The organism is Paraburkholderia flava, from assembly GCF_004359985.1.
Taxonomy (GTDB): domain Bacteria; phylum Pseudomonadota; class Gammaproteobacteria; order Burkholderiales; family Burkholderiaceae; genus Paraburkholderia; species Paraburkholderia flava.
Genome location: NZ_SMRO01000002.1, coordinates 872759 through 884307, shown reverse-complemented (window position 1 = coordinate 884307; position 11549 = coordinate 872759). Strand labels below are relative to the sequence as shown.

Here is an 11549-nt window from a genome sequence, read left to right as displayed (position 1 = left end):
AGCCTGCATCACCGTGCCCGATCTGCTACCGCCTCATTCGCGCCCATCAAGCAGATCGGCCATATCGTCCGCGTGTTCTTCCTCGACCTCGAGGATTTCTTCGAAGAGACGCCGCGTCGTCGTGTCCTTGTCGCCGAGGTAGCGAATGATCTCGCGATACGAGTCGATCGCGATCCTTTCCGCAACGAGGTTCTCGCGAATCATGTCGGTCAGATTCTCGCCCGCCCGATACTCAGAATGCGAACGCGACTTCAGGCCGGCCGGATCGAAATCGGGCTCGCCGCCCAGTTGCACGATCCGCTCCGCGAGACGGTCCGCATGGCCCTGCTCTTCGGCGGCATGCTGCGCGAACTCGGCAGCGACCGCTTCCGAATTGATGCCCTTCGCCATGAAGTGATGGCGCTTGTAGCGCAGCGTGCAGACGATCTCGGTCGCGAGCGCGTCGTTCAGCAGCTTCAGCACGGTGTCGCGATCGGCGTGGTAAGTCTCGGTGACCGGCCCTTCCGACATATGCTTGCGCGCCTGTTCGCGAATGTGCTGCACGTCCATCACGAACGTGTCCTTCGACTGTTGTGCGCCAGATTGCTTCGACATTTAGCTACTCCTTGACCGGTTTGCGGGGACTCCGCGCGGGCGGACCGGAAGCACAGCCCGCGCGGACGATGTGTCGTTCTTTTTGTTCGATAAAGTCGCTACGTCCTGAACACACCAAACAACAGCGTGACGACAAAGACGACAAGAAAAATGTAGAACAGGATCTTCGCGATCTCCGCTGCGCCGGCCGCGATGCCGGTAAAACCGAACACGGCCGCGATGATCGCGATCACGAAGAACACCAGTGCGTAATGCAGCATGTGCGCCTCCTGGTTCCGATGAAGTCCTGATGAAGTCCTGATGAAGTGCCGACGAATGAGACCGCACGTCGCCCGAATACGAGCGACGTAGCGACGCCACGGCTTTCGCTAGTCGACGATTTTCTTCGTCACGACGAAGCCGAGCACGAGGAACACGACGCACAGAATCAGGAACAGCACGAACAGGAACTTCGCGATCGCTGCCGCGCCTGCCGCGATACCCGTGAACCCGAGCACACCTGCAATGACGGCAATCACTGCAAAAACCAACGCCCATTTCAGCATGTCGACTCCTTCCGCCTGATTGTTGAATGAAGTTTTGCACCATCGTTAAACCGCAACTGCATGGCGGCCTGTACCGGAAGCAGCAGATTCCGCGCCTGCCCCCGCAAGGCCCGTGACATGGGCAGGTGTCGGTTATATGGGCCCGTACGGCGGGGCAGGCACATGGATTGCTGCGTACGATGCCGACCTGGCTCGATGCAGTTGCAATCTGGATTGCAACGCGACCGGATCGAACGATGCCTTCTTACAAGGGAGAACCCACCATGAATCGACTCATCGCGCTGTTTCTGATCGCCGGTGCCACGCTGCTCGCCACCGGCTGCAACACGGTGGCCGGCGCAGGCCAGGACATTTCGAAGGGCGGCCACGCGATCACGAACTCCGCCGACAAGGCATCGGAGTAACGGCAGCGATGCCGTCCGCGCTGCGCGCAGCAGTGCGGCGTTCGACGTAACCGCAAAAAAAGCGACGGCTCTCTTTCGGGGGCCGCCGCTTTCCGTTTTTCTACTCTTCCGGTGACTTCACGCGCTTCGTACCGAAGCACCGAAGCGCGTGTGATTCCTTTTCTACTACTGACCGTTCAACGTATTCGTCAACTCGAGTGCCGGCTGCGACGTGTTGCCGCCCTGTGCAACGAGCAGATGAATCTGGTTCGGCAACAGCTGGCTCAACGCACCTGCGATCGGCACGGAGGTCACGAGCCAGTCGGCGTTGTTGGCCAGGTTGAACGACGCGGACTGGAAGATCGGCGTCTTGCTGCCCGCCTGCGTCGCGATCAGCACATAGGTGCCGCCCGACACGTAGATCGAATCCTGACCGCTTGCCGGTACGGCATTCTTGAATGCGATACCCGCCATCGTCGGGCTGATGTTAGTGACGTCGGTGGTGCCGGCGGGGACGAGGTAGAGGTCGAGATTCGACGCGTTCACCGATGCGTTGAAGCCGCGCAGACGCGCATCGTCGGACAGCAGCCCCTTGTCGAACGGATCGTCGATCAGACCGATGTCGCTTGCCGGCGTGCCGGGCAGCGCGATCACCGTGTACTCGTGGCCCTTCGCGACATCGGAGAACGCGCCGCTCGCGATCGCCGTCGTCGTGCCGGTCGGCGCATACGCCACCGACGTCTGACCGGTGTTGATGTTCGCGAAGTTCGTCACGCCCTTGTAGCTGATGTTCGATTGCAGCGCGGCGCCGTTGACGAGAAAGTCGACAGCAGGTCCGCCGGGAATCGCGTGAACGAAATGGATCTCCGGGTTTTGCAGGCCCAGTTCCTTGCCGACGTCGTGCCCGCCGCCACCGCACGCAGCAAGTATCGAGGCTGCGCCCGCAAGCACCGCCATGGTCCGGATAAGCTTCATGTTTCCACCTCTTCGATGATGGGCATCCACCCGTTGATATGCGGTCGCCGCAACGTCGGGATGCATCGTTCGTAGAGAGAGGAACGGCACCGGACGTCGTCGGAAATAGCGGCGACCTTTCGTATCCCTGTGCATGCAGGCGACACCTCCCGGTGTTGCAAAAAATTGCACGCGTCTTTCGGATGCTCGCATTCAGCAATCGATGTGCCGCACGATGGTGCAGACGGGCGCGCGCCCGACGAGACCCACGTGAGCCCCGCTCAGCGCGGATTAGAATTTTTCCTCGGAGGTTTGGCGCAGAACGCGGTGTATTGTTCGTGCGCACCCAAACTTTACAAGGGTCCCTGCATGTCTTACCCAAACTTGCTCGCCGAACTCGATCTCGGCTTCACGACGCTGCGCAATCGCGTCGTGATGGGTTCGATGCACACCGGCATGGAAGACCGCTTCTGGAATTACCCGAAGCTCGCCGCGTATTTTCGCGAACGCGCGAAAGGCGGTGCGGCCCTGCTGATCACCGGCGGCATCTCGCCGAATCGCGAAGGCTGGCTGCTGCCGTTCGGCGGCACGCTGAACTCGGTGTTCGATCTGCGTAACCATCGGTTGATCACGCGTGCTGTTCACGAAGAAGGCGGCAAGATCGCGCTGCAGATTCTGCATGCGGGACGTTATGGTTATCAACCGTTCGTCGTGTCGGCGTCCGCGATCAAATCGCCGATCTCGAAGTTCAAGCCGCGCGCGCTGACCGAAGCGGGCGTCGCGCGCACCGTGCGCGCGTACGCGCGTTGTGCGCGGCTCGCACAGCGCGCGGGTTACGACGGCGTCGAGATCATGGGTAGCGAAGGCTATCTGCTGAACCAGTTCCTGTGTCCGCGCACGAACCATCGTACCGATCGCTACGGCGGCAGCATCGAGAACCGGATGCGGCTCGCACGTGAGATCGTCGAAGCGGTACGCGCTGCATGCGGCGAGCGCTTCATCGTCGTGTACCGGCTGTCGCTGATCGATCTCGTCGACGGCGGCAATACGTGGGACGAAACCGTGCAGGTCGCGCAGGCGCTCGAAGCGGCCGGCGTGACGATGTTCAACACCGGCATCGGCTGGCACGAGGCCCGTGTACCGACGATCGTGACCTCCGTGCCGCGCGCGGCGTTCGCGCCGTTGAGTGCGAGATTGAAGGCCGCGGTGCGCGTGCCGGTGATCGTGTCGAACCGCATCAATACACCGGATGTCGCGGACCGTCTGATCGCGGAAGGCACCGGCGATCTCGTATCGCTCGCGCGACCGCTGCTCGCGGATCCGGACTTCGTCGTAAAAGCCGCTGAAGATCGCGCGCACGAAATCAACACGTGTATCGCGTGCAATCAGGCGTGCCTCGATCACACGTTCCAGAACAAGCGCGCGACCTGTCTCGTGAATCCGCGTGCGGGTCGCGAAACCGAACTCGTGTACCGGCCGGTAAGCGGTGAATCCGCTCGACGTCGCGTCGCGGTGGTCGGTGCGGGACCGGCGGGTCTGTCGGCGGCGTCGGTCGCTGCGTCGCGCGGGCATCGCGTGACGTTGTTCGATGCAGCAGCGACGCTCGGCGGGCAGTTCAATCTCGCGATGCGCGTGCCGGGCAAGGAAGAATTCGCGGAGACGATCCGCTATTTCGGCAGCCAGCTTGAACGGCACGCGGTGGACGTGCGGCTCGGCACACGCGTCGACGCCGCGTTGCTCGCAGCGGGCGGTTACGACGACGTGATCGTCGCGACCGGCATCGTGCCGCGCAAGCCGAAGATCGCCGGTATCGATGCGCCGAACGTGTTGTCGTATGTCGAGGTGCTGCGCGGTGCGCCAGTCGGCCGCACGGTCGCGGTGATCGGTGCGGGCGGTATCGGCTTCGATGTCAGCGAGTTTCTGCTGCATCCGGCGGGCGCGCCGTTGCCGATGCCGCGCGATACGTGGCTCGATGAATGGGGCGTGGATCTCGATGTACTTGAACGCGGCGGTCTGAAGCCTGCGGTCGAAGCGCATGCGCCGCGTGAGATCTGGCTGCTTCAACGTAAAGCCGGCAAGCTCGGTGCAGGACTCGGCAAGACGTCGGGCTGGGTGCATCGCGCGACACTGATCCGCAACGGCGTGCGCATGCTCGACAACGTCACGTACGAGGAAATCGGTGCGCAGGGGTTGAAGATTTCGCGCAATGGCGAGGCGCAATGGCTCGACGTCGAGACGATCGTCGTGTGCGCGGGGCAGGAGTCGCTGCGGGAGTTGTATCCGGATGCGCAGCAGAACGGCGGTACGCGTTATCACCTGATCGGCGGGGCGGCGCTCGCGACCGAACTCGATGCGAAGCGGGCGATTCGGGAAGGGGCCGAGCTGGCGGCGCGGTTGTAGGCTAGCTTTTGGCGCGAGCGTTGCCGTTTGCTTTTCTGTCCTTCCGCGTGGCGGTACTAATTTGCGCCTCGCGGCGCAAGCGTTGTTGTTTGTCTTTTGCTTTAGCCGGCGGCTACGATCTCGCGCCTCGCGGCGCAGGCGTTGGCCTTTATCTTTTGCCCTGGCAGGCGGGTGCTTATTTGCGCCTCGCGGCGCAGGCGTTGGCCTTTATCTTTTGCCCTCGCCGGCGACTGCGATCTCGCGCCTCGCGGCGCAGGCGTTGCCCCTGTGCGGGGCGGCACCTACTTTTCTTTGCCGYGGCAAAGAAAAGTAGGCAAAAGAAAGCCGCTGAAACGAAGCTTCTCCTTTCCGTGTGTGGCCTCGGTGGCACTCGCCTAAGTGGGCGCCACGCTCACATTGGTCAGTGGTCCGAGACGAGATCGTCCCCCGGATCGCAAATGGGAGTGACAAGGCACCCGCACATCCCACGGCGCACTGGCGTGCGCGTGGATCGGTCTGCGTGGGAAACCATCTGGGAGATTGGCGGCGCAAACAAAACGCGATCGCGTTTAGTCTCAATGAGTGGCGCCGGAAACATACGACCGACCGCAATGGCCGTCCGTGCCGGGCGATCACACTGAGCGAAGGGGGTTATGCCTTTCGGCGGCGAAGCCCGCCGGAACGGATGACTGCCTTGTCACCAAGGCACGCGGTGCGAGGGCAGGTCTCGTCTCGGACCACTATGCAGGGTGAGCGTGGTGCCCACTTAGGCGAGTGCCACCGAGGCAACACACGGAAAGGAGAAGCTTCGTCTCAGCGGCTTTCTTTTGCCTACTTTTCTTTGCCGTGGCAAAGAAAAGTAGGTGCCGCCCCGCACAGGGGCAACGCGCGCGCCGCGAGGCGCAAATTAGCACCGCCGCGCGGAAGAACAGAAACTCACCCACAAGGAAATCGCAAAAAAACGGGCACTACCCTCACACTGGCGCAGGCTGCCTGCGCGCCGTCCGCGTAGCCGGAAACCGCACGGAAAACGTACTCCCCCGCCCTTCCTCGCTCTTCACCTCAAGCTGCGCATCGTGACGCTGCAGCACATGCTTCACGATCGCGAGACCAAGACCCGTACCGCCGGTATCGCGCGAACGACTGCGATCCACGCGATAGAAACGCTCGGTCAAACGCGGAATATCGGCGGCCGGAATACCGAACCCGCTGTCCACCACCGAGAACAGCGCGCATTCCCCCTGTGCCGCCCACGTAACGTGAATCGTGCCGCCGTCGGGCGTATAGCGGATCGCATTCGTCACGAGATTACCGAACGCGCTCAGCAATTCGGTTTCGACACCGGTGACGGTCAGCACTTCGTCCGCATCGAACGTGATGCGATGGCGATCGCCGGACAGGCTCTGCGCGTCTTCCTTCAAATGACGCAGCACCGCGCGCATATCGATCATCTGGCTGCTGCTCGGCGGCTTGCCGTCGCCTTCGAGCGTCGCAAGCACGAGCAGATCGCTGACGATGTGCCGCATCCGCGACGCCTGCTGTTCCATCAGTTCGAGGTAACGCGTGCGCTCGGCTTCGGCGAGCGGCAGTTCACGCATCGTCTCGAGAAAACCGGACAGCACGGTGAGCGGCGTCTTCAGTTCGTGCGACACGTTCGCGACGAAATCGCGGCGCATCGCGTCGGTGCGTTCGAGTTCGGTAATGTCCTGCGACAGCACGAGCTTGCGATTTTCGCCGTATGGAAACACCTGCACGGACAGCACGTTCTGCCGCTTGTCGCCCATCCCGCGCATGATCAGCATCTCGTCGTACAGATGCGAATTCAGGTAGCGGACGAACTCAGGTTGACGCACAAGATGGGTGATGTGCTGACGCAGATCGCGGCGCGCATCGAGACCGAAATGCACTTCGGAGATCGCGTTGCACCATTCGATCTGATCGTGATCGTCGAGCATCGCGACGCCGTTCGGCGACGCCTGAATGGCCTGGATGAAACGCGAATGCGCCTGTTCGACCTGGCGCACCTGCGCGTGCCAGCGCTTCGCGAGCTTGTGCAGACGGTAGTAGATTTCGCCCCAGATGCCGGGCGCGCTCGGTACTTCGCCGTACACCGGCGCATCGAGCAGGCGCCACAGGCGCTGCTTGTGGAAGGTACCGAAGAAGCTTTGGACGAGCAGCACGAGGACCGCTACTGTCAGCGCCGTCTCGACGTTGAAGAGCACGCCAAGCACCGTGCACAGAACGGCAAGCAGCACGACCGACACGATGGAGCGTGCCCAGATGACGTTCATGTTCTAGCGATCGAAGAAAGGAGAACGCGCGGCGACCGAGGCCGCGGCGAACCATGTACCGGGCAGTCGCGCCGTCGCGGAAACGGCGTCGAAATGCCGGTTAAGCGCTCTTCGCGAGCCGGTAGCCGCTGCCGCGTACCGTCTCAATCATAGCATCGCACCCGGCCGGCTTGAGCGCGGCGCGCAGACGCTTGATATGCACGTCGACGGTCCGTTCCTCGACGAACACGTGGTCGCCCCACACCTGATCGAGCAGCTGCGTGCGGCTGTGCACGCGTTCCGGATGCGTCATGAAGAAGTGCAGCAGACGGAACTCGGTCGGACCGAGATCGAGCTTGACCTCGCTGCCCTGCGCATGCGCGGCGACCCGGTGCGTGGCCGGATCGAGTTTCAGGCCGTTGATCGCGACGACGTCTTCGGTCAGCTGCGGCGCACGGCGACGCAGCACGGCCTTGATCCGCGCCATCAGTTCCTTCGGCGAGAACGGCTTCGTCACGTAGTCGTCGGCGCCGATCTCGAGGCCGAGCACCTTGTCCTGCTCGTCGCCGCGAGCGGTCAGCATGATGATCGGGATGTGCTTCGTGCGCTCGTTGTTGCGCAGGTCGCGTGCGAACGCGATGCCCGACTTGCCGGGCAACATCCAGTCGAGGAGGACGAGGTCGGGCAGCACGTCGCTGATCAGGTTTTGCGCCTGCTCGGCGTTGTACGCACGAATCGGGCAATGTCCCGCGTGCTGAAGATTGACCGAAATCAGTTCGGAGATTGCGGGCTCATCTTCGATGACGAGAATGCTGCTGGGCATCGGCACCTCTTTGACCTTTGACTAGGAGTAACGGGATCAGCTGAGCGCTTCGCGCTCGAGGGCGTCGCGCGACTTGTGGCGCACGTCGGTCCCCTTGACGATATAGATGATGAATTCGGCGATGTTCTTCGAGTGGTCGCCGATCCGTTCGATCGCCTTCGCGATGAACAGGAAGTCGAGCCCGGCGGAGATCGTGCGCGGATCTTCGGTCATGTACGACACGAGCTTGCGCACGAACGCGCGGAATTCCTCGTCGATCGCCTTGTCGTCGCGCACGATCTGCGCGGCGGCCACGGTGTCGAGACGCGCGAACGCGTCGAGCGCGCGGCGCAGGATCGACACGGCCATCTCGCCCGACAGCTTGATCTCGGCGATGTTGATGTTGCGCGACGAACCTTCTTCCATCAGACGCTTGGTACGCTTCGCGATCTTCTCGGCTTCGTCGCCGGCGCGTTCGAGATTCGTGATCGTCTTCGAGATCGCGATCAGCAGACGCAGGTCGCGTGCGGCCGGCTGGCGGCGCGCGATGATGTTGCTGCACTCTTCGTCGATCTCGACTTCCATCGTGTTCAGACGGTCTTCGGCAGCGATCACCTCGTCGGCGATTTCGCCGTCGAAGCCGTTCAGCGCCTGCATCGCCTTGACGATCTGCGATTCGACGAGGCCGCCCATTTCAAGAACCTTCGACGAAACGAGGTTCAGGTCGGCATCGAACTGGCTGGAGAGATGCTTATCGGTCATGTCTTGCTCCCTTCTGGCACTGCGTAACGGGTAACGGCAGCGCGTAACGCTCAGCCGAAGCGGCCGGTGATGTAATCCTCGGTTTCCTTGCGGACCGGCTTGATGAAGATCTTTTCGGTATCGCCGAATTCGATCAGCTCGCCAAGGTACATGTAAGCAGTGTAGTCGGAACAGCGCGCCGCCTGCTGCATGTTGTGCGTGACGATCACCACCGTGTAGTCGCTCTTCAGCTCAGCGATCAGTTCCTCAATGCGGCCCGTTGAAATCGGGTCGAGCGCGGAACACGGTTCGTCGAGCAGCAGCACTTCCGGACGGATCGCGATACCGCGCGCGATACACAGACGCTGTTGCTGACCGCCGGACAGACCGTAGCCGCTCTGCGCGAGCTTGTCCTTCACTTCGTTCCACAGCGCGGCCTTCGTGAGCGCCCACTCGACGCGATCGTCCATCTCCGAACGCGACAGCGACTCGAACATCTTCACGCCGAATGCGATGTTGTCGTAGATCGACATCGGGAACGGCGTCGGCTTCTGGAACACCATGCCGATGCGCGCACGCAGCAGCGAGATGTCGCGCTTCGTCGTGAGCAGGTTCTCGCCGTCCATCAGGATTTCGCCTTCGGCGCGTTGCTCCGGATAGAGCGCGTACATCTTGTTGAAGGTGCGCAGCAACGTCGACTTGCCGCAACCCGACGGGCCGATGAACGCGGTCACCTTGCCTTCGGGAATCTTCAGGTTGATGTTCTTCAGCGCGTGGTACTTGCCGTAGAAGAAGTTCAGGTCGTTGACCTCGATCTTCGGCTGTGCCGGCGCCTGCGCGCGTTCGCCCTGGGCGGGATCGAAACCCGCGGGCGCTGTGACGTCGCCGACCGGGTTGAAGTGACTCTCTGCCATATTCATCGGATTACTCCGCCCTTACTTTTTCGAGAAGATCGAACGCGCGAGGATGTTCAGTCCCAGCACACCGAGCGTAATCAGAAACACCGCCGCCCATGCGAGCGACTGCCATTGCGAGAACGGACTCATGGCGAACTTGTAGATCGTGACCGGCAGGTTCGCCATCGGTTGATTCAGGTTCAACGAGAAGAACTGGTTCGACAGCGCGGTGAACAGCAGCGGTGCGGTTTCGCCTGCGATCCGCGCGACCGCCAGCAACACGCCCGTCACGATGCCGGCAATCGATGCCTTCAGCGTGATCGACAGCACCATCTTCCACTTCGGCGTGCCGAGTGCAAAGGCAGCTTCGCGCAGCGCGTTCGGCACCAGCTTCAGCATGTTCTCGGTCGTGCGGATCACGATCGGAATCTGCAGTAGCGCCAGCGCGATGACACCGGCCCAGCCGCTGTAGTGGCCCATCGTCGGCACCATCAGCGCGTAGACGAACAGGCCGACGACGATCGACGGTGCGGACAGCAGAATGTCGTTGATGAAGCGCGTGACGCTCGCGAGCCAGCGCTTCTGGCCGTACTCGGCGAGATAGACACCGGCCAGCACGCCGATCGGCGTACCGACAAAAGTAGCGAGCACGACGAGAATCAGACTGCCGACGATCGCGTTCGCGAGACCACCGCCGTCGGTGTTCGGCGGCGGCGTCGACTGCGTGAACAGTTCGATCGACAGACCGCCGATGCCGAGGCTCAGCGTCGTGTACAGGATCCACACGAGCCACAGCAGCCCGAAGGCCATCGCGGCCAGCGACATCGCGAGCGCGACCGCATTGGTCCCGCGGCGACGACGCTGCAGACGGTTACGCGTGGCTTCGAGTGCGGCCGGATCGGTGAGACCCGGCATGTTCAGAGTCGGATCGCTCATTTCGCGCCCTCCCCTTTCTCGAGACGCAGCAGCATCAGTTTGGAGATCGTCAGCACGATGAAGGTAATCACGAAGAGGATCAGCCCCAGTTCCATCAGCGCCGACATGTGCAGGCCGGGATCGGCTTCCGCGAATTCGTTCGCGAGCGCCGACGTGATGCTGTTACCCGGCGAGAACAGCGAGATGTTGTCGAGCAGATTCGTATTGCCGATCACGAACGTGACGGCCATCGTTTCGCCGAGCGCGCGGCCGAGGCCGAGCATCACGCCGCCGATCACACCCGACTTCGTGAACGGCAACACGATCTTCCACATCACTTCCCACGTCGTGCAACCGATGCCGTAAGCCGATTCCTTCAGCAGCACGGGCGTCACTTCGAACACGTCGCGCATCACGGCGGCGATGTACGGAATGATCATGATCGCGAGGATCACGCCGGCGCACAGGATGCCGATACCGATCGGTGCTCCGCGGAACAGCGCACCCACCACGGGCATGCCGCCGAGCAACTGGCCGAGCGGCTTTTCGAAGTACGTCGCGAAGATCGGCGCGAACACGAGCAGACCCCACATCCCGTAGACGATCGACGGAATCGCGGCGAGCAGTTCGATCGCGATGCCGAGCGGACGACGCAGCCACGCGGGCGACAGTTCAGTGAGGAAGAGCGCGATGCCGAAGCTGACCGGCACGGCGATGACGAGTGCGATGACCGACGTGGCGATCGTGCCGTAGATCGGGACGAGCGCGCCGAACTGCTTGCTGGGTGGATCCCAGTCGGCGGTCCAGAGAAAGCTGAAACCGAACTGGTGGATCGACGGCCACGAGGCGACGATCAGCGAGACGATGATGCCGCCGAGCAACAGCAGGGTCACGATCGCGGAGAACCGTGCAAGGCCGCCGAAGATCACATCGCCGGCCCGGCTGGGGGCTTTCTGTTGTGCTGCGCTGCCGGGCGGTCTTGAGCCGGGCGCGCTCGACACGAATTGGATGTCGGACATGAGAGCCTGTTTCCGAATGCGGCGCGACACGATGCCGGCCGCCGGTACTGC

Annotated in this window: 12 protein-coding genes; 2 read left to right on the top strand and 10 right to left on the bottom strand. The window is 62.3% G+C overall.

What is annotated here, in order from left to right; genetic code table 11:
- Positions 1-33: 33 nt before the first annotated feature.
- The 3 genes from E1748_RS15425 to E1748_RS15415 all read right to left on the bottom strand — a co-directional run bounded on the left by E1748_RS15425 (position 34) and on the right by E1748_RS15415 (position 1139).
- The gene (locus tag E1748_RS15425) at positions 34-594 is read right to left on the bottom strand and encodes a ferritin-like domain-containing protein (protein ID WP_133648074.1); all 561 of its coding nucleotides are present in this window, start codon (positions 592-594) and stop codon (positions 34-36) included.
- Between the two features lie 98 nt (positions 595-692).
- Positions 693-854, bottom strand: coding sequence for a DUF1328 domain-containing protein (locus E1748_RS15420; RefSeq protein WP_133648073.1), 162 nt, complete (start codon positions 852-854; stop codon positions 693-695).
- A 108-nt stretch (positions 855-962) separates the two neighbouring features.
- Entirely contained in the window at positions 963-1139 is a 177-nt protein-coding gene (locus E1748_RS15415; RefSeq protein WP_133648072.1) for a DUF1328 domain-containing protein, read from the bottom strand.
- 263 nt (positions 1140-1402) lie between these two features.
- On the opposite strand from E1748_RS15415, the gene E1748_RS15410 reads away from it, so the two are divergent.
- Entirely contained in the window at positions 1403-1543 is a 141-nt protein-coding gene (locus E1748_RS15410; RefSeq protein WP_133648071.1) for an entericidin A/B family lipoprotein, read from the top strand.
- A 165-nt stretch (positions 1544-1708) separates the two neighbouring features.
- On the opposite strand, the gene E1748_RS15405 is transcribed toward E1748_RS15410, so the two are convergent.
- Positions 1709-2497: a DUF4397 domain-containing protein gene (locus E1748_RS15405; RefSeq protein ID WP_133648070.1), complete on the bottom strand. Its 789-nt coding sequence runs from the start codon at positions 2495-2497 to the stop codon at positions 1709-1711.
- Positions 2498-2845: 348 nt separating this feature from the next.
- Between E1748_RS15405 and E1748_RS15400 the strand changes: the two genes are divergently transcribed.
- Positions 2846-4876 carry an NADPH-dependent 2,4-dienoyl-CoA reductase gene (locus tag E1748_RS15400; RefSeq protein WP_133648069.1) on the top strand — a complete coding sequence of 677 codons (2031 nt, stop codon included), beginning with the start codon at positions 2846-2848 and terminating at the stop codon, positions 4874-4876.
- A 953-nt stretch (positions 4877-5829) separates the two neighbouring features.
- Here the strand turns inward: E1748_RS15400 and phoR are convergent.
- From phoR to pstC, 6 genes are all read right to left on the bottom strand, one after another.
- Positions 5830-7146: a phosphate regulon sensor histidine kinase PhoR gene (gene phoR, locus E1748_RS15395; protein WP_133648068.1), complete on the bottom strand. Its 1317-nt coding sequence runs from the start codon at positions 7144-7146 to the stop codon at positions 5830-5832.
- Positions 7147-7246: 100 nt separating this feature from the next.
- Positions 7247-7948: a phosphate regulon transcriptional regulator PhoB gene (phoB, locus tag E1748_RS15390; RefSeq protein ID WP_133648067.1), complete on the bottom strand. Its 702-nt coding sequence runs from the start codon at positions 7946-7948 to the stop codon at positions 7247-7249.
- A 36-nt stretch (positions 7949-7984) separates the two neighbouring features.
- Positions 7985-8689, bottom strand: a complete 705-nt coding sequence (phoU, locus tag E1748_RS15385; protein WP_133648066.1) for a phosphate signaling complex protein PhoU — start codon at positions 8687-8689, stop codon at positions 7985-7987.
- 50 nt (positions 8690-8739) lie between these two features.
- Positions 8740-9588 carry a phosphate ABC transporter ATP-binding protein PstB gene (gene pstB / locus E1748_RS15380; RefSeq protein WP_133648065.1) on the bottom strand — a complete coding sequence of 283 codons (849 nt, stop codon included), beginning with the start codon at positions 9586-9588 and terminating at the stop codon, positions 8740-8742.
- A gap of 15 nt (positions 9589-9603) precedes the next feature.
- Entirely contained in the window at positions 9604-10500 is an 897-nt protein-coding gene (gene pstA, locus E1748_RS15375) for a phosphate ABC transporter permease PstA (protein ID WP_133648064.1), read from the bottom strand.
- A complete protein-coding gene (gene pstC, locus E1748_RS15370; protein ID WP_133648063.1) occupies positions 10497-11498 on the bottom strand; it encodes a phosphate ABC transporter permease PstC in 1002 nt (333 codons plus the stop codon). The genes pstA and pstC overlap by 4 nt, the downstream gene beginning before the upstream one ends.
- Between the last annotated feature and the right edge of the window lie 51 nt (positions 11499-11549).